General features: G+C 43.7%; 24 protein-coding genes. 14 read left to right on the forward strand and 10 right to left on the reverse strand.

Features of this window, described 5'->3' with window-relative positions; all coding sequences use genetic code 11:
* Positions 1–338: 338 nt before the first annotated feature.
* From E7L17_RS05150 to E7L17_RS05160, 3 genes are read left to right on the forward strand one after another with little or no spacing between them, the layout of a single operon-like run.
* Positions 339–1,016, forward strand: coding sequence for a Crp/Fnr family transcriptional regulator (locus tag E7L17_RS05150; protein WP_316322191.1), 678 nt, complete (start codon positions 339–341; stop codon positions 1,014–1,016).
* A gap of 52 nt (positions 1,017–1,068) precedes the next feature.
* Entirely contained in the window at positions 1,069–1,932 is an 864-nt protein-coding gene (rsmA, locus tag E7L17_RS05155) for a 16S rRNA (adenine(1518)-N(6)/adenine(1519)-N(6))-dimethyltransferase RsmA (protein WP_316322192.1), read from the forward strand.
* A 6-nt stretch (positions 1,933–1,938) separates the two neighbouring features.
* The gene (locus E7L17_RS05160; protein ID WP_316322193.1) at positions 1,939–2,244 is read left to right on the forward strand and encodes a hypothetical protein; all 306 of its coding nucleotides are present in this window, start codon (positions 1,939–1,941) and stop codon (positions 2,242–2,244) included.
* 103 nt (positions 2,245–2,347) lie between these two features.
* On the opposite strand, the gene E7L17_RS05165 is transcribed toward E7L17_RS05160, so the two are convergent.
* Positions 2,348–2,878: a superoxide dismutase family protein gene (locus tag E7L17_RS05165; RefSeq protein ID WP_316322194.1), complete on the reverse strand. Its 531-nt coding sequence runs from the start codon at positions 2,876–2,878 to the stop codon at positions 2,348–2,350.
* Between the two features lie 176 nt (positions 2,879–3,054).
* Here E7L17_RS05165 and E7L17_RS05170 point away from each other — a divergent pair, with 176 nt between their 5' ends.
* The 5 genes from E7L17_RS05170 (at position 3,055) to E7L17_RS05190 (ending at position 6,516) form a co-directional block, all read left to right on the forward strand.
* The gene (locus E7L17_RS05170) at positions 3,055–4,401 is read left to right on the forward strand and encodes a hypothetical protein (protein ID WP_316322195.1); all 1,347 of its coding nucleotides are present in this window, start codon (positions 3,055–3,057) and stop codon (positions 4,399–4,401) included.
* Positions 4,402–4,434: 33 nt separating this feature from the next.
* Positions 4,435–4,830 carry an MmcQ/YjbR family DNA-binding protein gene (locus E7L17_RS05175; RefSeq protein ID WP_316322196.1) on the forward strand — a complete coding sequence of 132 codons (396 nt, stop codon included), beginning with the start codon at positions 4,435–4,437 and terminating at the stop codon, positions 4,828–4,830.
* Positions 4,827–5,264, forward strand: a complete 438-nt coding sequence (locus tag E7L17_RS05180; protein ID WP_316322197.1) for a YaiI/YqxD family protein — start codon at positions 4,827–4,829, stop codon at positions 5,262–5,264. Before E7L17_RS05175 ends, E7L17_RS05180 begins: the two co-directional genes overlap by 4 nt.
* A 91-nt stretch (positions 5,265–5,355) precedes the next feature.
* Positions 5,356–6,267 carry a GNAT family N-acetyltransferase gene (locus E7L17_RS05185; protein ID WP_316322198.1) on the forward strand — a complete coding sequence of 304 codons (912 nt, stop codon included), beginning with the start codon at positions 5,356–5,358 and terminating at the stop codon, positions 6,265–6,267.
* A 30-nt stretch (positions 6,268–6,297) separates the two neighbouring features.
* Positions 6,298–6,516 (forward strand): DUF1653 domain-containing protein, encoded by a 219-nt coding sequence (locus E7L17_RS05190; protein ID WP_316322199.1) that lies wholly within the window; start codon positions 6,298–6,300, stop codon positions 6,514–6,516.
* Positions 6,517–6,571: 55 nt separating this feature from the next.
* On the opposite strand, the gene E7L17_RS05195 is transcribed toward E7L17_RS05190, so the two are convergent.
* Positions 6,572–7,060 carry a low molecular weight protein-tyrosine-phosphatase gene (locus E7L17_RS05195; RefSeq protein ID WP_316322200.1) on the reverse strand — a complete coding sequence of 163 codons (489 nt, stop codon included), beginning with the start codon at positions 7,058–7,060 and terminating at the stop codon, positions 6,572–6,574.
* Between the two features lie 199 nt (positions 7,061–7,259).
* Here E7L17_RS05195 and E7L17_RS05200 point away from each other — a divergent pair, with 199 nt between their 5' ends.
* The 3 genes from E7L17_RS05200 to E7L17_RS05210 all read left to right on the forward strand — a co-directional run bounded on the left by E7L17_RS05200 (position 7,260) and on the right by E7L17_RS05210 (position 9,076).
* Positions 7,260–7,724 (forward strand): pyridoxamine 5'-phosphate oxidase family protein, encoded by a 465-nt coding sequence (locus E7L17_RS05200; RefSeq protein WP_316322201.1) that lies wholly within the window; start codon positions 7,260–7,262, stop codon positions 7,722–7,724.
* 198 nt (positions 7,725–7,922) lie between these two features.
* The gene (locus tag E7L17_RS05205; protein WP_316322202.1) at positions 7,923–8,405 is read left to right on the forward strand and encodes a flavodoxin family protein; all 483 of its coding nucleotides are present in this window, start codon (positions 7,923–7,925) and stop codon (positions 8,403–8,405) included.
* A complete protein-coding gene (locus E7L17_RS05210) occupies positions 8,402–9,076 on the forward strand; it encodes an NAD(P)H-dependent oxidoreductase (protein ID WP_316322203.1) in 675 nt (224 codons plus the stop codon). Before E7L17_RS05205 ends, E7L17_RS05210 begins: the two co-directional genes overlap by 4 nt.
* 85 nt (positions 9,077–9,161) lie before the next feature.
* On the opposite strand, the gene E7L17_RS05215 is transcribed toward E7L17_RS05210, so the two are convergent.
* From E7L17_RS05215 to E7L17_RS05225, 3 genes are all read right to left on the reverse strand, one after another.
* Positions 9,162–10,136 (reverse strand): serine hydrolase, encoded by a 975-nt coding sequence (locus E7L17_RS05215; protein WP_316322204.1) that lies wholly within the window; start codon positions 10,134–10,136, stop codon positions 9,162–9,164.
* 195 nt (positions 10,137–10,331) lie between these two features.
* Complete coding sequence (locus E7L17_RS05220; RefSeq protein WP_316322205.1) at positions 10,332–12,185, reverse strand: ABC transporter ATP-binding protein; 1,854 nt, start codon at positions 12,183–12,185, stop codon at positions 10,332–10,334.
* The gene (locus tag E7L17_RS05225; RefSeq protein WP_316322206.1) at positions 12,178–13,926 is read right to left on the reverse strand and encodes an ABC transporter ATP-binding protein; all 1,749 of its coding nucleotides are present in this window, start codon (positions 13,924–13,926) and stop codon (positions 12,178–12,180) included. Before E7L17_RS05225 ends, E7L17_RS05220 begins: the two co-directional genes overlap by 8 nt.
* Positions 13,927–14,014: 88 nt before the next feature.
* Between E7L17_RS05225 and E7L17_RS05230 the strand changes: the two genes are divergently transcribed.
* Positions 14,015–14,839: a MerR family transcriptional regulator gene (locus E7L17_RS05230; RefSeq protein ID WP_316322207.1), complete on the forward strand. Its 825-nt coding sequence runs from the start codon at positions 14,015–14,017 to the stop codon at positions 14,837–14,839.
* Between the two features lie 33 nt (positions 14,840–14,872).
* On the opposite strand, the gene E7L17_RS05235 is transcribed toward E7L17_RS05230, so the two are convergent.
* Positions 14,873–15,349 (reverse strand): flavodoxin family protein, encoded by a 477-nt coding sequence (locus tag E7L17_RS05235; RefSeq protein WP_316322208.1) that lies wholly within the window; start codon positions 15,347–15,349, stop codon positions 14,873–14,875.
* A gap of 118 nt (positions 15,350–15,467) precedes the next feature.
* On the reverse strand, positions 15,468–16,061 hold the full coding sequence (locus tag E7L17_RS05240) for a PadR family transcriptional regulator (RefSeq protein WP_316322209.1): 594 nt from the start codon (positions 16,059–16,061) through the stop codon (positions 15,468–15,470).
* 100 nt (positions 16,062–16,161) lie between these two features.
* On the opposite strand from E7L17_RS05240, the gene E7L17_RS05245 reads away from it, so the two are divergent.
* Together E7L17_RS05245 and E7L17_RS05250 are read left to right on the forward strand one after the other, a co-directional pair.
* Positions 16,162–16,704: a PadR family transcriptional regulator gene (locus tag E7L17_RS05245; RefSeq protein ID WP_316322210.1), complete on the forward strand. Its 543-nt coding sequence runs from the start codon at positions 16,162–16,164 to the stop codon at positions 16,702–16,704.
* Positions 16,704–17,351: a class I SAM-dependent methyltransferase gene (locus tag E7L17_RS05250; RefSeq protein WP_316322211.1), complete on the forward strand. Its 648-nt coding sequence runs from the start codon at positions 16,704–16,706 to the stop codon at positions 17,349–17,351. The genes E7L17_RS05245 and E7L17_RS05250 overlap by 1 nt, the downstream gene beginning before the upstream one ends.
* Positions 17,352–17,441: 90 nt before the next feature.
* On the opposite strand, the gene E7L17_RS05255 is transcribed toward E7L17_RS05250, so the two are convergent.
* From E7L17_RS05255 to E7L17_RS05265, 3 genes are read right to left on the reverse strand one after another with little or no spacing between them, the layout of a single operon-like run.
* On the reverse strand, positions 17,442–18,299 hold the full coding sequence (locus E7L17_RS05255) for an alpha/beta hydrolase (RefSeq protein WP_316322212.1): 858 nt from the start codon (positions 18,297–18,299) through the stop codon (positions 17,442–17,444).
* Positions 18,292–18,681: a DUF4180 domain-containing protein gene (locus E7L17_RS05260; protein WP_316322213.1), complete on the reverse strand. Its 390-nt coding sequence runs from the start codon at positions 18,679–18,681 to the stop codon at positions 18,292–18,294. The genes E7L17_RS05255 and E7L17_RS05260 overlap by 8 nt, the downstream gene beginning before the upstream one ends.
* The gene (locus E7L17_RS05265) at positions 18,678–19,238 is read right to left on the reverse strand and encodes a PadR family transcriptional regulator (RefSeq protein WP_316322214.1); all 561 of its coding nucleotides are present in this window, start codon (positions 19,236–19,238) and stop codon (positions 18,678–18,680) included. Before E7L17_RS05265 ends, E7L17_RS05260 begins: the two co-directional genes overlap by 4 nt.
* Positions 19,239–19,365 lie beyond the last annotated feature (127 nt).

Below are 19,365 nucleotides of genomic sequence, written 5' to 3' on the forward strand. Positions count from 1 at the left end.
GAGTCTTTCCTCCTTTTCTTCTCATCAAGAAAAGGAGAGCCTGCCCCGGCTTGAGGGGCGAATGAAAGAAAGAAGAAATCCCCTGCGGCGCAAGCCGCTATAAATTGCATTTATTAAATGTATTTTAGTAAGATAAAGCTTTTGCGCTTGGGCGCAAGGACATTCTGCTGGCGCAGGGCTTTGCCCCTCATGTCAATGGCCGTCTCTTTTATATGAATTATATATTATTTCTAATAGCCCTCACCGGCCTGAGGGGCAAGTAAGAGAAAGAACAAATTCCCCGCGGCACTAGCCGCTCTAAAAACTCTATTTACTACAATTAAGAAAGGAGCAAAGCGATGAGTACAGCGTATTCCATCTTACAAAAAACGGCTTTGTTCCGAGATATAGAGGAAAGCGACCAGAAGGCAATTGTTTCGTGCCTGAACAGCGGCGTTCGTGAATGCGTCAAGAATGAGGTCATTTTGCTGGCGGGCGATCCAGTGGAGTGGATTGGAGTTGTTTTAAAAGGCCGAGTGCAAGTGGTGAAAGAAGATTTGTTTGGTAGTCGCTCCATTGTTACAGAGCTTTGTGCGGGAGATATTTTTGGGGAATCCTTGGCCTGTTCACAGGTGCGCCAAAGCCCGGTTTCCGTAATTGCCAGTACAGACTGCAAGGTAATGCGTCTTTCCGCTGAGCGGTTACTTACGCCATGCCCTGCTATGTGTGGGCATCACTCTACCTTGCTGCGTAATATGATGCAGCTTCTTGCTGAAAAAAATGTGTACTTAAATCGAAAAATGGAAATCCTATCGCAGAAGACGACGCGAGAAAAGGTGATGGCTTACCTTGGTGAGCAGGCTCAGCGGCAGGGAACCTATTCTCCCGTGATTCCCTTTTCACGCGAAGAGCTTGCCGATTTTTTATGTGTAAACCGCAGTGCGCTTTCTAAAGAATTGGGGCGCATGCAAAAAGAGAAAATCATACGTTTTCACCGCAATCAATTTATTTTATCGCCGGACAAGCGTGCGGACTAACATACAGCAATGACCAACACATGGCTAAGGGCCATAAAATAGCGGAGGTTTCATGAACAGTTTATCCAACATTTCTACAATCAAAGAGATATTAGGTCGCCATGGGTTTCATTTTAGCAAGGCCTTGGGTCAAAATTTTCTCATTAACCCTACGGTTTGTCCGCGTATGGCGGAAGAAAGCGGTGCTTCACCTGAGAGCGGTGTGTTAGAGGTTGGCCCGGGAATTGGAGTGCTAACGCGTGAACTTGCGGAGAGTGCACAGAAGGTGGTTTCCGTTGAGCTGGACCGTCGTTTGCTGCCGGTATTGGAAGAAACGCTAGCGGATTATGATAATGTAACCATTGTAAATGAAGACGTGCTAAAGCTCGACATCAAAGAGCTGCTTGAGCGTGAATTTGCTGGTATGCCGGTGTCGGTCTGTGCGAATCTGCCCTACTATATTACCTCACCGGTCATCATGCGGTTTTTGGAAGAGCGGCTCGATATTACAGCCTTGACCGTTATGGTACAAAAAGAGGCCGCAAGGCGCATCTGCGCGAAGCCGGGCACACGTGAATGCGGTGCAGTTACCATAGCAGTGCATTATTACGCCGAGCCGGAGATTTTATTTGAGGTGTCTCGCGGCAGCTTTATGCCGGCTCCCAATGTGGATTCCTCCGTTATTCGCCTTACCTTGCGCAAAGAGCCAGCCGTAAAAGTAGCAGATGAAGCTGGCTTTTTTAAATTAGTACGTGCGGCGTTTGGGCAAAGAAGAAAGACGATGCTCAACTCCGTTTCGGCGGGCTTATCTCTGCCAAAAGAAACGGTTGGCGCTGCGCTCGACGCCGCGGGGCTTGACCGCCGCGTGCGCGCCGAGCAACTTACCATGCAAAATTTTGCGGATCTGTTCGCTTGCTTGAATTCACAAAAGGAGTGATTCTGAGTGCTAAATACAGATGAAAAAATTGCAAAGTTCTTTTTTGCCTTTGGGCTATTGCTTGCCTTAGGTTCGATGGTTCTCGGCCCACTGGATATTCGTAGTTGGTCTATCGCATGTGGAGTAACAGCGTCTTTTGTGGCGCTGGCTGGTATGTTTTTTGCTTTGCAAAGCTGGAACGAGCCAGATGAAGTGTTTATAGAACAGCCGGTAATGACGGTGCGAACAAATGAGCAAGCTTTACCTGAAATTCAGCAATCCTTTGAGGAAAGTGAAGAAGCTTCCAATAATGAGGAGCCTCCAATAGCCTAACCCAACAAACGACTCTTTTAATTGACTCTGAAGAGGGCAGTATGAGTAGAATTCAACCATAAAACAAAAACCGGCAGGGAGGTACTCCTGCCGGTTTTTCCGCTTAGCAATAGGGCTGTGCCGCCATACAGCCGCGCCGGTTTTGCGGGGCAGTACGTTCAATTAGTCCGCATGCAATTTTACTGCCGGAATCCCCGGATGGCTGTGATGTAAAATTATCCGGATGAGAGTGGACGATAACGGTACGCCCAATCACCTGTGAGACCGTGAAACGGTCGGTAAAGAAAGACAAATAAGCAACACCGTTGTTGCCAAATAGCGGCGGCATGTCACCTGCGTGTGCCGGGTGCGGGCAGTTTCCCGGATTAAAGTGCCCACCGGCGTCTGCGAAAGGGTCTTTTTCGTTCCCGGTACATGCCTTTCCCTCGTGAATATGGAAGCCGTACACGTTAATTGGGCATGAACTTTCTACTAACGGCAATCCGCTTACCAAAGCGGTAACAAGAACACCGTTTTCCATTTGGTGTAACTGCATGGTTCCGCGCAGCTGTGGGTATGCGTTACTTCCTTTTATAATGGCTTTTGCATCGGGGTATCTTCTGGCGGTATTCTGAAATGTATATAAATCGAGCACAACAGCACCTCCTGCTCTATTGTATGCTTCTCTAAAAGAAAGTGACAACCAAAGTGTGCCTAGTGCAAAGGGCAGGAGAGAACCCTTGTTACTCAAAGTGGCGCATAGAAAAAGCCATTAGTTGACAACTCCCCAAAATCATCGTATTCTAAAGCTAATTCATATGCAAAGGAGAGGTGCTTGGGTTGATTTATCGGATAGCGATGCCAATGAAACAGCATCTGGTCACATATCTTCAGGAGTATCAATTGCAGTTCCCAGAGCACGTTGAAATCACATATTTTATTTACGAGACCATTGAACAGCTTTGCGAAATTTATGAGAAAATTCACGGCGATTTTCAGGGAATCATTACGAGCGGTGTAATTCCTAACCATGTACTCGAAGAGCTTCGCCAAGGGGATTCCCCATGCCTGAGTTATTTGGATATTGATATTGAAAACACATACCGTATTCTCCTGCGCGAAAGCATTCGCCGCAATCAGCAAGATTTCTCGCGTGTAGCAGTAGATTTTATAGCAGATAAAATGACGCTCACACAAGCCATTGAGAAAAATGCGCTTGATTCCATTGCAAGGGAATACGACAATACTTTTCGTCACTATAGCTTAAGCGTTATAGAAGAAGAGGAAAAGAGGTTTTCCCATTATGTGGAAGAAAAGTTCCGCGCGGGGGAAATCGATTTTGCCGTAACCTACCTCTATTCAACTGCACAGCGGATGAAAGAGCTGGGCTATTCGTGCTATTACATTTACCCCAGCCAAAATGCACTTACGAACACGGTAAAAGAGCTGGTGTCAAAAATTGATGCGACTCGCGCAAGAAGAAGCTACCCTGCCAACGTGTTAATCTCCTGCGCGGAAATGATGACGCGAAAGTACGGAAATTCAGAAATGAAATTTTTGGCCTACAAAAAAGAAATTTTAACATTAGTTAGTCCTTACAGTGGAAGTCTTACCGTAAAAGACAGCCGGGATGGCTTTGAGATTTACACAGACTGCGATACCCTTGCAAAGCTGACCGATCATTTTTTGGGCTGCCCTTTTTATAACCACCTGCAAAAAACACTGAATTTTACTGGTGCAATTGGCTATGGTATCGGCCGCAACTTTTATCAGGCGCGCATGAATGCGATGGATGCGGTTCGCCACGGTGAAAATTTTGGCGACGATACGCACAGAAGCTTCCTGATCGACGAAGAAAACAAGATTGTTTGTATGACACCCAGCAACGAGATAGACCTTGTAATTTCAGACGTGGAGAGCGATTATATTTACCGTATGGCGTCGCAGGTAAAGCTTTCGCCCGAAACCGTTTCAAAAATCATTCATGTACTCAAAGAAGAAGGTACCGATGAAATTTCATCTCTCGATTTAATCAATCGGTTAGGGATTTCCACTCGTACTGCCAACCGCTTTCTTGCCAATCTATTAAAGTATGGCAAGGCAGAGGTAATCGGTCAGAAACGAATTGTACCAAAGGGCAGACCGGTTAATATTTATAAAATACTGCTGGAATATTAATATAGGATTTTTAGCAGGAAGGAGAATAGCGAAATGGCAAACGATGCACAGCCATGGCTAGATGATTATTTGCTCTCAAAGCCCGGTGTCACCAAAGATCTGAAAAAAGAGTGGGGATGGCTGCGCTACCAAGTAGGGGGCAAGCTGTTTGCGGCTAGAATGCGTCCCGGTGCAGAGCATGACCCAATGTATGCGGGAAAAGACCTGATGAATGTAAAATGTGAACCCATGCTTGCAGATCTGCTGCGCAAAGAGCATAGCGAAATACTGCCCGGCTTTTATATGAATAAACAAAATTGGATTGCAGTTTCCTTGGAGGGAAATTTGACCCCAGAGCTGATAAAGGAATTGTGTGATGCTTCCTATCAATTGGTATTTGGGAAGCTAACGAAAAAACTGCAAAAGGAACTACTGGGAGATTTGGAATGACCCGTGTGTTAATTGATGCTGACGGTTGTCCGGTGGTAGAAGAAGCCGTGCGGCTCTGCCGCCGTTATACGCTGGAATGCCTGATTTTATGTGATACCTCGCACCAGTTTGAAAAAGAGGGTGCGAAAACATTGGTGGTGTCCAAAGGGGCAGACAGTGTGGATTTTGCCTTGGTAAATTTGCTTCAGCCCGGTGATGTGGTTGTAACACAGGATTATGGTCTTGCCGCGATGTGCTTGGCACGTGGAGCAAGAATTTTAAATCAGGATGGAATGGAATACACAGCGGAGAATATTGATGCGCTTTTGCTTGCCCGCCACACAGCAAAAAAGATACGGAAATCCGGCGGTCGACTCAAAGGACCGCGCAAACGGTCCAGCGAGCAGGACTCGGCTTTTTGTAATGCGCTGGAACAATTGCTCCGTCAAGCTTAAGCGAATGCACCTCATGCTGTCACATGGCAGAATGAGGTGTTAACTTTTATAAATAAGGTCGCATAAGCAATAAGAAAAGGAGGGAACCCCCTTGAAGAAAGAAGAGTTAATTTCGTTGTGCTTACAGCTTGGCGGGTGCTATATTGACTATCCGTTTGATGATGTATGGGCAGCGATACGGCATAGGGAAAGCCGTAAGACCTTTGCATTTATTTATGAGCATAAGGGCAACTTGTGTGCCAATTTGAAATGTGAGCCAATGGAAGGGGAGTTTCTTCGTTCTGTTTATTCGGGTGTTATTCCGGCTTACCACATGAATAAGACGCATTGGAATACGGTGTTGCTCGATAGTGACGTGCCATTACAGGAGCTAAAAGAGATGGTCAATAAAAGCTACAAGCTGACGAAACCCACGAGAAAAAGAAAAAAGAGCGGCGAGAGTGCTTCTATGAGCCAACAAACAAGCAATGGAACGGTATGGGAGCTAGAAACGAACAGGCTGTCCTTTCGCCGTATGCAGGAGGATGATCTTGCGGCATTGCGGCCCATTCTGGGAGATGTTCAGACGATGTACGCGTGGGAATATGGCTTTAAGGATGAGCAAATCGCCGAGTGGATTGAGCGGGCAAAAGAGAGGTATCAGTCCGGTGGGTGCTCCTACTTTGCAGCTATAGAGAAAGAAAGCGGAGCGCTGATTGGGCTAATGGGAATTTTACCAGAAGAAATCAATGGTGAACGCTTTTGGGGGCTGGGCTATATCATTGCTCGAAAATATTGGGGAATGGGCTATGCGACGGAAGGCGCATCTGCCTGGATGCAATATGCCTTTGAGAAATTAGGCACAGAACAGGTAATTGCGGAAATTCGCCCAGAGAACACAGCTTCTCGCAAAGTGGCAGAGGGGCTAGGCATGAAAATAGTAGGTGAATTCACAAAACACCATCATGGCAAAGAGATGCCCCACCTCATCTACTCAAAGCAAAATAAAATAGAACCCAACTAGAAATAATCGTACTTTTCAGGAGGAGAGAATATGGGGAATACGTTAAAACCGGGGCGATACCGGCATTTTAAGGGCAATGAGTATGAATTACTTTATGTTGCAACGCATTCTGAAACCTTGGAGGAAATGGTGGTTTACCGTGCATTGTATGGGGAACATGGAGTCTGGGTGCGCCCTGCCCAAATGTGGAGTGAAACCGTTGAAAGAGACGAAATGGTTACGCCCCGCTTTACTTATATAGGCAATTAATAAAAAAGCCATTGCCCAATTTTTCTGGGCAATGGCTTTAGTGATTAGATGACAGTTATTTTTGCACCTTGCGTTTATATTGAATGAGTCCTTTTGCTTCAAGGTCATCTAAAAATGCAAGGCAGCCTTCCATAATATCATTATAAGTAACTTCGAAGTCACCGGTAAACCATGGGTCTGCAATGTCTCGCGGACGCTTTGTAAAGTCGAGTAATCGGCGCATCTTTTTCGTATCCGCCTCACGGAGTATACGAGTCATGTTATTTAGATTTGAGGTTTCCATTCCCAATAAATAGTCATACGATTCCCAGTTGCACTGCGTAATGTGAGCCGCTCGCTTGCCCGCACAAGAAATATGCAGTTCCGCAAGTTTTTTTACCGTTCCACTGTGCACCGGGTTGCCAATTTCCTCTCGGCTGGTTGCGGCGGAGTCAATGATAAGCTGGTCATCACAGCCGCGTTCTTTTGCAAGGTGCTTTAGTAAAAATTCTGCCATGGGCGAACGGCAGATGTTCCCAAGGCAAACAAATAATACTCGTACCATAATAGTCTCCTAACAGATTCGCTTATTGTGAAAATAAAAGCTTTTGAGCCCATTATAACATGAATCAAAGAGTTCCAACAAGCATGGAAAAGGATGGTAAATGGGAAAGGTTGCCCCGAGCTGCTTTCACTGGTATACTTAAATCATAAGAAAAATATTCAGCCGGAGTAAACCGGATTTAGAAAATAGGAGGTTTAACATGAGACCAAGCAGAAGAATGTCGCAGGAAGAAGCGGAGCAGCTTTTGCACGAGGGAACCCACGGGGTGCTTTCAGTTGCCACCAAACAAGGGGAACCGTACGGAGTACCGCTCAACTATTTTTATATGCCAGAAGAACAGGCGATTTACTTTCACTGCTTTGTGAAAGGCAGAAAAATAGAGTATTTAAAAGAAAACGACCGCGTAGCGTTTGTTGTGATTGGCAAAGAGACCGTTATGCCGGAACGATTCGTCACCCATTACGACAGTGTTATGGTAGAAGGTCATGCTGAAATCATTTCGGACCCAGAAGAAAAAACAAAACGCTTGATTCAGCTATGCGATATTTTTGCTCCCGGTGTTCTGGAGCGCCGGGATGAAGTGATACGCCGGCAGCTACCGGCAGTCAGCATTGTGAAAATTCATGTAGAAAAGCTGACAGGTAAGAAAAACCGAGATGACTAATCCGGTTGATTTTCTGTAAGCCAGCGCCCCCATAGTTTTGGTTTGTATCAAAGCTGTGGGAGCGCTTTTTATTTTCAATTTAGGTAGTTCAGTTAGTAAGGTTTTATGAATATAGAGTGCAATCCGTATTTACACTGCTATTATTTTCCATTATACTTTGTTTTAAGAAGTTAGTTTAGCTGTGAAAAGGAGATGCTTATGAAAACGATAATTGTGAATGAGATTGAGGATTTCCCAACATTGGCTAAGCCGAGTTTGAATTTGTGTACTACAACAGTAAAAGACTGCCTTGGCTGCTGGAGCTGCTGGTGGTCAACGCCAGGCAGGTGCGTGCACAAAGATTTAGATGATTTTTATAATGAGTATCTAGCTGCAGACAAGGTACTCTTTTTTGCAAAGCTAAACCGTGGTTTTGTGAGTGGAAATATGAAAACACTGCTCGACCGAATGATTCCTCATTTTTTGCCATACTGCGTTTTTGAGGACGGTGGCACTCGGCATTCACCACGATATAAAAAATACCCAAGCATTGTGTTTTATTACGATGGCGAGTTTGAAGATGAGGAAGACCGTGCACTATTTACAGATTATATCCAAAAAGTGTTTTATCAGTTCTATTCTCCGCAAATTCAAATTGCCCCTTTGTCAAACTATGATGCAAGTGAGGTGGGTGCGGTATGAAAACGATTATTCTAAATGGCTCGCCCAAAGGGAATTCCGAAAAGAGCGGGAGCTATTTTCTTGCCAAAGCATTTGTAAGTCAAATGGAGCAGTCTTGTGAAATACGCTCCATTGCTGCTGAAAATCTGGAAGAGCTGGTAAAGTACATAGAAGATTTTGACCACGTTATCCTCATTAGCCCCAATTACGTGCATGCCCTACCCGGTATTGTAATCAAGTTTTTGGAGAAGCTCACCACTCAAACGGACTCTCAAAAAGCATTTGGATTTATCATACAGTCGGGCTACCCGGAATCAGCCGAAAGTGAGCTGATCTGCAAATACGTTAGGAAATTGGTAAAAAGATTAGGCTACAATAGTATAGGCACCGTAATAAAAGGGGAGTGCGCGGGAATAGCCATGATGCCGAATATGTACCATAAGCTCGCCAAGCGATTTGCCGCATTTGGAAAGGACTATGAGCAAACCGGTGCCTTTTCAAATAGCTTTATTGAGGAGTTCGGAGAACCGTATCGGCTTTCCGGTTCCACCATTCGCAAATTAAACATGTTAGATAAAATAGGTGTTACTAAAATTGGCTGGCACAAGTTGCAGAAAAAGCATGGGGGCTATGAAAAGCGGTTGGATGCGCCATTTGCCCCAACACCTCAATTTGATTCGAGCGATTCATAATAAGTAAGACCCCCGTGTAAATCACGGGGGTCTTTTCTAGCCAATCGTATAATTGGGAGATGTGATTGAGTTTGAAGCGCTGCTCTTACAAGCTCTCGAAAAGCGGCTCGATATGTTCTTGAATCAAACAAATTCGATCCGTAACATTCGGCAGAAAAAGAGACGCAATGGAGACAACCAAGCCTTTCTTTTTGTTGATGTAAATCACGTTGCCGCCGTCTCCCATAGCGGCATAGATGTGCTCGTTTTCGTCTATCACCCACCAGAGATAGCCGTACGAAAGATCGCCCCAACGGCTGTGCTCCTTTGTGCTTTCCGCCACCCAAGAGGCAGGTACAATCTGCTCATTATTCCATATTCCGCCGTTACAATAGAGCTGGCCTATTTTTGCCATCTCCTCCGGTGTTAAGAAGAGCCCCCAGCTCGCTGGGTTACGTCCTTGCGGGTCTGCCACCCACCCACAGGTGCCTTTGGTGTTCATTACGGTGTTGTGCTCTTCCTCAGAGCGCAAAAACACATTGTGGGGTACGTGAATCCCTAAGGGGATAAACAGGTTTTCGTTGGCAAAGTCAAGTGTGGAAGTATCCGTCGCATTTGCCAGAATTCCAGATAGGATATGTGTTCCAATAATCGCGGCGTATAAAAATTCTCCGGTATATTCTCCCCCTAATAAATCCAAAGCGGCGGTTACCCAGTCTTCACTTGTAAAATATTCCTGGTAGGGCTCTTGGGTGTATTTGTAGGGAGCCGTCATGGTGAGTAAATGCCGAATTGTAATGTCTTGTATGGTGTGTTCGCCTTCTGGAATCGTGTAATCCGGGAAAAAATCAAGCACCTTTTGCTCCACACTTTTAATATAGCCTTTCTCAATGGCAATGCCAATCAAAGCGGAAAAGACACTCTTTGTTACAGAGAAGATATGAACGGCATCCTCGGGGGTATAACCATTAAAATATTGCTCGTACACCTTGCTGCCATTCTTCTGTACCAAGACCCCGGTTATATTGCTATAGTCATTTTTAATTAATTGCTCTAGGTGTAGAATGTTTGTGTTTTTCATACGGTTTGTTCCTCCTTTTTAATGAAAAAGGATATCCTTGTTACATAGCATAAAGGCATTAAAAATGATTTGCAAGCCCTATTTTAAAATATATTTTGTTCATAGCTTTATTTTAAAAACTAGAAAGGACATCTACATTTTAAATGCAGAATGCCCTTTCTAAAATATGATTTATGCCAGATGAAATTTAGTTTTTTAATTTAAAATAACTGCTTTACTTGCAAATTGGCTGTTGTACAGCTCTTCGTAGAATCCTTTTTTACGAAGCAAATCTTGGTGGTTGCCCTGCTCAACGATGCTGCCGTTTTGCATGACCAAAATTAAATCAGCATCCCGAATGGTTGAGAGTCGGTGTGCGATTACAAAGCTGGTTCGTCCCTGCATGAGCTGTTTCATCGCCTTTTGAATCTCTGTCTCGGTACGGGTATCAACGCTGGAGGTGGCTTCATCCAAAATTAGCATGGAGGGATTTGCAAGAATCGCTCTGGCAATGGTTAGCAGCTGCTTTTGTCCCTGTGATACATTGGTTCCGTCTTCGTTTAAGATGGTTTGGTACCCTTGCGGCAAGGTACGAATAAAGTGGTCTGCGTGTGCGGCTTTTGCGGCGCTAATCACTTCTTCTAACGTTGCGTCGGGGCGGCTGTAAGCAATATTGTCTTGAATGCTACCTTGGAAAATCCAAGTGTCCTGCAAAACCATGCCGAACATTTTTCGCAGCGAACCACGCTGAAACTCTGTGATATTCACATCGTCAATTTTAATTGCGCCGCTTTGTATTTCGTAAAAGCGCATTAACAGGTTTACCAGAGTCGTTTTACCTGCACCGGTAGGGCCAACAATAGCAATGGTACTGCCAGGTTTTACCGCTACGTTCATATTTTCAATGAGAATGGCATCTTCCCGGTAGCCAAAGGTTACATTCTCAAAGGTAACCTTACCGTGTACCTGCGCAAGGTGCTTGGTGGCTTCTAAATCGGGTACCTCTTCATCTTCATCTAAAAGCTCGAAAACACGCTCTGCGGAAGCAACAGCTGATTGCAGCATATTTAAAATATAAGAGATTTGCGTCATGGGCTCGGAGCACATGTCTACATACTGAAAAAATGCCTGAATACTGCCAAGAGTAATCGTGCCTTGCACAGCAAAGATACCGCCTAAAACAGCAACTACTGCATATCCGATTTTACCTATAAAGCGAATTAGTGGCTCAATCGAAAAAGCGGTAAATTGTGCTTTTCGGTTGGCGTTGCAAAGCTGTTCATTTACCTGCGCAAAAGCGTCGATTGTTTTTTCTTCCCCGCTAAATGCCTTTACCACTACTTGCCCTGAAAAGGATTCTTCTATGAGGCTGTTTAAATCGCCGAGGTGTTTTTGGTTGTCTGCAAAATGCCCCTCCACCTTTTGTGCGATTTTGGTGGTGATAACCATAGAGAGTATAAGTGCCGCAATTATAATTAGTGTAAGAACAGGGTGGATGATCATCATGATAATCACACCTGCCACAATGGTGACGGCAGAGGTAATGAGCTGCATCAGCCCTTGCTGGAGGCTATCTGCTACTTTTTCAAGGTCACTGGTGGCACGGCTCAGCAGATCTCCCTTTTTATGGGCGTCATAATACTTTAAGGGTAAACGATTGAGCTTGTGGCTAATTTCTTTTCGAAGTCCCAAAGTAAGGGTTTGTGCCACGCTTGCCATATGAAACTGCTGAAGGTAAATAAACAGGGCGGTGAAAAGGTAAACTCCCAGCAGAATTAGAATGGTCTTCCCGATGGTAGTAATGTCTACTTGAAATTTTACTCCTGTTAACAGAGATGTCTTTATGCCTATGGCCAACTGGTCAATAATACTACCCATAATTAAGGGTGCCGCAATGGTAAGCGCGGAACTAACGAGAACAGTAACCAGTATGACTAACAGCTTTGTTTTTTGTTGGAACAAGTATTTTAGTAAACGTTTGGTAGTTAATTTTACATTTTTCGCTCGTTCTACGGAATTCTCCATGCCCAAATCAAGAGCGCCAATTTCTGGGCTGTTGTTTTCACTCATCGGTTTCACCCCCTAATGCCAATTCTTCTTCGCGAAGCTGAGAAGCCGCTATTTGCTGGTATACTTCACAGTGCTTCATCAATTCTTTGTGCCTGCCAATGCCTGCAATTTTGCCGTCGTCGAGCACAATGATACGGTCAGCTCCCATAATGGTGCTAATGCGCTGTGCAACAATAATGAGGGTCGAATTGCCAACTTCTTCTTTGAGTGCCGCTCGCAGTTTCGCATCGGTAGAAAAATCAAGGGCAGAAAAGCTATCGTCAAACAGGTAAAACTCGGGCTTGCGAATAATAGCACGGGCAATGGCTATGCGCTGCTTTTGACCGCCGGAAAGATTCCCACCGCCTTGTGCAACAGGGGAGTTATAGCCATCCTCCATTTTGACAATAAAGTCGTGCGCCTGTGCTATTTTGGCGGCGTGCTCAATTTGCTGTTGGGTTGCACTTTCCATCCCATAGCGAATGTTTTCTGCAATTGAACCACTAAAAAGAAAGGTTTTTTGCGGAACAAAGCCAATTTTATCTCGTAGCTCTTTTTGTGTCATTTCTCGTATATCTACGCCATTGAGTCGAATGCTTCCGCTCTCTATTTCATAGAATCGCAGAATCAGGTTTGCAATGGTCGATTTACCCGCTCCTGTTCCGCCAATAATCGCAGTTACCTCACCGGATTTTGATTCAAAGGTTAAGTCGCTTAATACGGCTTCTTCGGCATTGGGGTAGCGGAACGTAACATTTTTAAATTCCAAGTGTGCGTGCTCTTGTGTTTGGGGCGTGGAGTTTGTTGGATCTGTAATGGTAGGCTCTATGGAGAGAACCTCGTTAATTCGTTGTGCACATGCCTGCGCGCGAGGAATGTACATAAACATCATAACACCCATAATGAGAAAGATAAGTATGAGGAAGCAGTATTCCACCATTGCAATAATATCGCCAATTAAAATGGCACCGTCCGCTGCACGTACACCGCCTAGCCATAAAACACCAATAATGCCGCCGTTGATAATCAGCATTGCAATTGGCTGTAAAACCGCAATCATTTTATTAATGCGAATATTGTTCTCCGCATAATCAACGGAGGCCGCATCAATTCGTTTTTTTTCGTAGCTTTCGCGGTGAAATGCGCGAATGACGCGAACGCCAATAATGCTTTCCCGCAGGATGCGATTAATGGAATCCATTTTTAATTGGATTTGTTGAAAGAGCGGTATCACTTTTTTGCCCAATAGTGCCGCAACCACTACAAAAACAACCATAGTTGCCACAATGATAAGCGACATAACTTGATCTTTTGCAAATGCTAGGATAAGCCCGCTAACGGCCATTACCGGGGCGGGCAGCAACAGCAGGACAAATAAAACGGTACTGTCGCCAATGAGGGTTACATCGCTGGTTGCACGGGTAATCATAGATGCAGTACCCACTTTGTTAAAGTCGTTGAGTGAAAAGGTTTGTGCCTTGGTAAAAATGGCCCCGCGAATATCTCGAGCGAGTCTGGCAGAAATATCTGCACCCAAGCGATTGCTCCAAACCGTTACCCCTCCAGTAAGAGCAGAAACAAGCAGCATGAATGCGCCTGTTTTGATGATGTAAGGCACATTGCCGACTAAAATTCCCTTATTAACAATATCTGCTGTGAGCGTAGGGATATACAGGGTACCCACTGTCATCGTAAAGGTTAATACGATGAGTGTAATCAATGGGACTTTATAAGGTTTTAAGAAACGAAAAAGCTGAATCATAAGTAACTCCCTGCTTGTAATAATTGATTTCGCTCTTTATAATAAGGTATAACGTAACCAGATAGTCAAGGGGGTATTTTAATTTATTATGGCTAAATATTTAAGCAACTATTTTTCGACGGGCGAATTTGCAAAAATATGTGGAGTTAATAAAAGAACCCTTTTTCACTACGATGACATTGGGCTGTTTCAGCCCGCCATTACCGATGAAAAAGGGTACCGTTATTATTCTTCCGAGCAGTTCGATATTTTTCTAATTATCTCAATGCTCAAAGAGCTGAGTGTTCCATTAAATGAAATGAAGCAGTATCTTGATGAAAGAACACCGGAAAAATTGCAGAGCTTATCTCGCCAAAAGATCGTAGAAATCGATCAAAAAATTACGAAGCTTCGCCAGATTAGGCACCTGCTGGAACAATCCATTCAGGTTACCAACAAAGGAATACATGTGGACGACCAACAAATTTTACTGGAAGAGCAGGAAGAAGAATACCTTATTCTCAGCGATTTGCTTTACGAGATTAGTGTAAATGATTCGATTCAGTGGATGCACGAATTTAAACGCTTTGAGGATAAGATTACTTCGGAAAACACTTCGTTTGTAGGTACCATGCTGAGCCGAGAGGATATTCTCAATCGTAACTACTTTAACAACATTTATTTCTTTGCCAGAACAACGGAGAAAAGTATTGCTACTTTCATAAAGCCCAAAGCGCTTTACCTTATTGCCTATCACCGTGGAAGCTATAAAACAATTGGCGATACCTATGAAAGAATCAAACGCTATTGTACGCAAAATTCCTATCAAATAGGCAATTTTTCGTTTGAAGATAGCTTGCTGGACAATGTATCTCAAAAAAAGGAAGACGGCTATTTAATGCAGATAAACATTGCAGTTGAAAAGAAAAAATAATGATATGATACGAATATGGAAAACTGCTGGCTTTTAGCGTAGCTTTTTTGCCCATTCCACTGCTTTGGCAGCGGTTTCTTCCGGATTTTTCTTGGGGTCATGGAATTCAATTTCACCAATAAAATCATTATCGGGAATGGCGGCTTTTATATTTGCCATGCACTTTTTTGCGCCGCCGCCACCATGGCAGGCGAATAAAGAGATTCGTTTGCCGGTAATGTGGTATTTCTTGAGAAAGGTTTTTATAGGGGGAGCGAATGAACCAAACCACACAGGTGTTCCTATAATAATGGTATCATAGCGGTTTAAATCGAAAGGAGCATTTGTAAGCTCTGGTTCCTCACCAAATAGAACACTTTTTCCTCCCCAAAAGAACTTTTTAAATCCTTCGCTAGGGTATTCTTTGCTGGTTTTAAGTTCTGCTAAATCGGCACCTATCGTTTCCACAATTGTTTCAGCAATTAGTTTTGTGTTGCCTTCGAATGAAAAATAAACAACTAAAGCAGCCATACAGAAATCTCCTTTTCTATAATCCTATTTTTATATTGCATTTTCATCGGCTTCGGTTTTTTCGGAGCCGATTTTTTAAAACAAGTTTATAAGTGAATATGGGAAGTACAGTATTATTTTATCCGTTTCTTCCGGTATTTCTTTCGAGAATTCTTCTTTTGGCTTCCTCTGCCCATTTTTCCATAGCAGAATAAACATAAACGCCACACAAGGCCGTAAGCTCGCTGTAAAAACAATCCATTTCTTCCGGTTGCTTATCCATTTGCTCCATATAAGCCTTCATGTCTTGAACGAGCCTTTCGTTTCGAGCCTTAAATTCATCCAGATGAGTGAGGAGCGTTTTTGTTTCTGCGCTTTTACCAAAGGAGATTTTGAGCAGTATTTCGTAGCGCAGTTTTTCAATTTGTGGTTCTTTTTTCAGCCAGCTGGTTAGCTCGAATCGTCCTGCATCGGTAATATGGTATAAAATCTGCCCGCGCCCATTTTCGGGCTTTGCCTCTGTTTCGCAATCGGCAAACCCCTCTGCAACCAGTTTTTTTAGGGTCGGGTATATTTGACCGTAGCTTTCCTGCCAAAAATGGCTGTATTCGTTTTCAATCCATTTTTTTATGGTATAGCCGGTTTGCGGTGAGTGCGCCAAAATACCCAATATTACAAATTTTGATAGTCCTGTGTTTTCTTTAATGACGACCCCTCCTATATAACATATCATAATGATATATCAATGTTTTAAAAATGTCAATAAATTATTGACATTTAGTCAGCACTGAGTATACTATAAATAGTCAGTGCTGACTAAAGGAGATGCAATTATGATACCACTTTATATTTTGGGCCTTTTACTGCGTTATGGCCCACAGCATGGGTACCAGATTAAAAAAATGCTGGAGGAGCAGCTTGAAGATTTCACGCAGATTAAGCTGCCAACGGTGTATTATCATCTAGAAAAAATGCAGGCCAAAGGACTGATTACCTCCCACAGCGATAAACAGGGTGCGCGGCCGGAAAAAACGGTGTATGAGGTAGGGGCGGCAGGTGTAAAGCATTTTCAGGAGCTTCTTTTACAATCACTGCAAATGGAGTACCGCCCAACTTTTCACATTGATGGAACGATTTATTTTTCCGATTCTCTAAAGGAAGGGGCTTTGGTAGATAGCCTAAGTGCCCACATAAATAATCTGCAAAAAATAATTACGGGTCTTGAATCACATTGCAGAGAAACCTTAGCATATATTCCCGAGCAATACAGAACCTCTGCTAAAATTATTTTTGAACATCACCTTCTGCACTATAAAGCGGAGCTGGAATGGGCAATGCAATCTCGAAACAGTTTAATAGAGGAGGCTAAGAAATAATGAAAATGCGCGTGATTGAAACAAATGAGGGAATCCAGAATGAAGTGACCGTAGAAATGTTTGATCAGTTTGCACGCGGTATGCGCGACAAGGGATGGAACGGAGTAGAAGCAATGGCGGCCTCCGGTCTAACCGGCGGCAATATGCTGGAGCTTGGCCCGGGGCCTGGCTATGTAGGGTTAGAACTGGCCAAAAAGTTGCATGCGGTTAGCCTTACCGGGTGTGAAATTAGCCCCGCCATGATTCAGTATGCAGAAAAAAACGCCGCAGAATATGGAATAAAAGCCAACTACGTGTTGGGGAACTGCATGCAACTGCCGTTTGAGGATGAGAGCTTTGATACGGTTTTCTCAAATGGCTCATTGCATGAGTGGGAGAATCCCATACGTGCCTTTCATGAGATTTACCGCGTTCTACGCACCGGAGGGCGGTATTGTATTACGGATTTGCGGCGCGACGTACACCCTCTGAAAAAGGCGATGATATTTTCTTGTACCCAACCAAAGGAAATGCGCCCCGGGTTTATTAGCTCATTAAATGCCGCCTATACTATATCTGAAATTACAGAGCTTTTGCGCAACACTAACCTAAACAAAGCGACTGTAACAGCTGATTTCTTTGGACTTTGCATTGCCGGGAAGAAATAAGCACTTGCTCTAATTGATAAAAAAGAAGTGGTTCGAATCTCATTTCAGAGAAGAACCACTTCTTTTTTTATTAATAGGGACAATTCAAGGTTATTTCGCTTGTACGCTATGGTTTAAAAAGTAAGCGATGTCTTTTGCTATGTGGATGAGTGCGTGTCCCGCACCCGGTATCATTTTTACCTCTGCATTGGGAAGCAGGGTGTTTAACCGCCTTTCCGTTTGCTCGGTGTAAAGCATGACGTCCTTTTCCCCCAGAATACAAAGTACAGGCATTGTTAGTTTACTCATTTCTTTGCTCTTAAACAAAGGGATTTTCTCAAGCCTTGGTTTAAAGTGCCTTGCGATTGAAGTGGTGTAGTGAATTGCCGATTTTGGTGGCATTACATCACCGTACAAAGAGTGAGCAATGACGAACCTGCCCGGTTTTCCGAGTAGCATGAGCGGGAGCGCTTTTAGCATAAATGAGGCTCTTTGCTTCCCAAACCCGGATGGATTGAGCAAAACCAGCTGCGATACTTTCTGCGGGAAACGAATGGCAAACGCTGCTGATAAATGACCACCCAAAGAAATACCCACAAATGCTGCACTGGGAAGAGCTAGACCTTTCAGGATATCATCGAGCCAATCGGTATATGCTTTACTGGCAATTGTAAGCTGATTCTCTGCGCTTTTTCCTGGCTCGCCGGGAATGTCGATGCAATAAACACAGTGGGTATTGCATAGCTCCTTTACGGTTGTCATCCACATGGCAGAGTTAGAACCGGAGCCATGAAGCAATATCACAGGTGGGTTTTGCTTTTCTCCGCTTTGCAGCACGAAGGTGTGCCCCAAGCAAGTGTTGATAAAATGCTGTTCATACGCTACCGGCCACCTGGAGAGCATGTTGTTATAAGCGTTTTGCACTGCAATGCGTCCTTTTTCAGTCTTATAAATCATTCGGTTACCCATGTGACAACCTCCCCTGAACGCACATAAGCCATTGTTCTGCTTCGTTTTTGGAGAAAAAGAAATGGAATTCGTTGCCTTTGTTTGCTTCGAGCATCATTTCTTGGAAACGAACCGGTAGTTCCATTCCTGTCTCGAGTACAATGGCGGTTCGAATATGGTAATTTACAAACTTTTGAAGAATTCCTCCGGCAGAGCCGGAAGAGAGCAGAAAAAATTGGTCGGAGAGAGCCTGCGAATGAACACAAAGATTGTTTGTATTGTTTTCGGTACATAGGCACATCAGGTCAATTGCGTGTTGCTCTGTTTCAATACGATTTTTGGCTGCAATAATATCAAGGTAGCTTCCTGTGTTACAGGGAATGATTTGATATGTGAAATTCATGTGGGATTCTCTCCTTTTCTATTTTGTTCCAACAGTTCGGTTCGCACGGACTTTACCCAGTTAATTTCGTATTCACAGGATGAAATTACGTTTTGCGCCATTTTATTCCACAATAGAATTTCTTTTTCGTTACGGTCGGGGTATCCTTTACGACGCAAGTGTTTTTCTTTTTGGTAAGCAAGCTGAAGAGTAAGTTCCTCCTCATATTTGCAAAGCAGGTGTATTGTCTCTTCGTCATCTAAAACACCGGACCATGCTAGCTGAACAAAAAATGCTTTTTTAAATTCTGGAGCTTCCGGTGCGGTGAGTACCCAATCTTTCAAAGCTTTTTGACCAGATTCTGTAATGGTATATATTTTTTTAGTAGGTCCGCTTTTTGGCTGCTCTACGATTGAACTTACCAGTCCATCCCCAAGAAGCTGAAGTAGAGATTTATATATTTGATTATTATTGCCGCTCCAATAAAGAATCGCAGAATCTTCCATTAACTTTTTTATATCATACCCGGTTAAAGATTTCCAACTCAAAAGACCTAAAATTGCGTATTTAATCGACATTGAGAATCCTCCTGTTACTAAGACTATATGTTAAAAGTAACATAGCTGAATCTAATTGTCAATTTATTTTTTTAACTATGAGTCCAATATTTTGGAATATCTTTTTTAACAGCTACAGAAATAAAAA

It is taken from the genome of Clostridium sp. (genome assembly GCF_032576335.1).
Lineage (GTDB): Bacteria > Bacillota > Clostridia > Oscillospirales > Acutalibacteraceae > Faecalispora.

Coding starts and splice junctions, on each gene's coding strand:
- E7L17_RS05150 (WP_316322191.1), top strand. CDS start 339: ATGAGTACAGCGTATTCCATCTTACAAAAAACGGCTTTGTTCCGAGAT.
- rsmA (WP_316322192.1), top strand. CDS start 1,069: ATGAACAGTTTATCCAACATTTCTACAATCAAAGAGATATTAGGTCGC.
- E7L17_RS05175 (WP_316322196.1), top strand. CDS start 4,435: ATGGCAAACGATGCACAGCCATGGCTAGATGATTATTTGCTCTCAAAG.
- E7L17_RS05180 (WP_316322197.1), top strand. CDS start 4,827: ATGACCCGTGTGTTAATTGATGCTGACGGTTGTCCGGTGGTAGAAGAA.
- E7L17_RS05190 (WP_316322199.1), top strand. CDS start 6,298: ATGGGGAATACGTTAAAACCGGGGCGATACCGGCATTTTAAGGGCAAT.
- E7L17_RS05195 (WP_316322200.1), bottom strand. CDS start 7,060: ATGGTACGAGTATTATTTGTTTGCCTTGGGAACATCTGCCGTTCGCCC.
- E7L17_RS05200 (WP_316322201.1), top strand. CDS start 7,260: ATGAGACCAAGCAGAAGAATGTCGCAGGAAGAAGCGGAGCAGCTTTTG.
- E7L17_RS05205 (WP_316322202.1), top strand. CDS start 7,923: ATGAAAACGATAATTGTGAATGAGATTGAGGATTTCCCAACATTGGCT.
- E7L17_RS05210 (WP_316322203.1), top strand. CDS start 8,402: ATGAAAACGATTATTCTAAATGGCTCGCCCAAAGGGAATTCCGAAAAG.
- E7L17_RS05215 (WP_316322204.1), bottom strand. CDS start 10,136: ATGAAAAACACAAACATTCTACACCTAGAGCAATTAATTAAAAATGAC.
- E7L17_RS05220 (WP_316322205.1), bottom strand. CDS start 12,185: ATGAGTGAAAACAACAGCCCAGAAATTGGCGCTCTTGATTTGGGCATG.
- E7L17_RS05225 (WP_316322206.1), bottom strand. CDS start 13,926: ATGATTCAGCTTTTTCGTTTCTTAAAACCTTATAAAGTCCCATTGATT.
- E7L17_RS05230 (WP_316322207.1), top strand. CDS start 14,015: ATGGCTAAATATTTAAGCAACTATTTTTCGACGGGCGAATTTGCAAAA.
- E7L17_RS05235 (WP_316322208.1), bottom strand. CDS start 15,349: ATGGCTGCTTTAGTTGTTTATTTTTCATTCGAAGGCAACACAAAACTA.
- E7L17_RS05240 (WP_316322209.1), bottom strand. CDS start 16,061: ATGATATGTTATATAGGAGGGGTCGTCATTAAAGAAAACACAGGACTA.
- E7L17_RS05245 (WP_316322210.1), top strand. CDS start 16,162: ATGATACCACTTTATATTTTGGGCCTTTTACTGCGTTATGGCCCACAG.
- E7L17_RS05250 (WP_316322211.1), top strand. CDS start 16,704: ATGAAAATGCGCGTGATTGAAACAAATGAGGGAATCCAGAATGAAGTG.
- E7L17_RS05255 (WP_316322212.1), bottom strand. CDS start 18,299: ATGGGTAACCGAATGATTTATAAGACTGAAAAAGGACGCATTGCAGTG.
- E7L17_RS05260 (WP_316322213.1), bottom strand. CDS start 18,681: ATGAATTTCACATATCAAATCATTCCCTGTAACACAGGAAGCTACCTT.
- E7L17_RS05265 (WP_316322214.1), bottom strand. CDS start 19,238: ATGTCGATTAAATACGCAATTTTAGGTCTTTTGAGTTGGAAATCTTTA.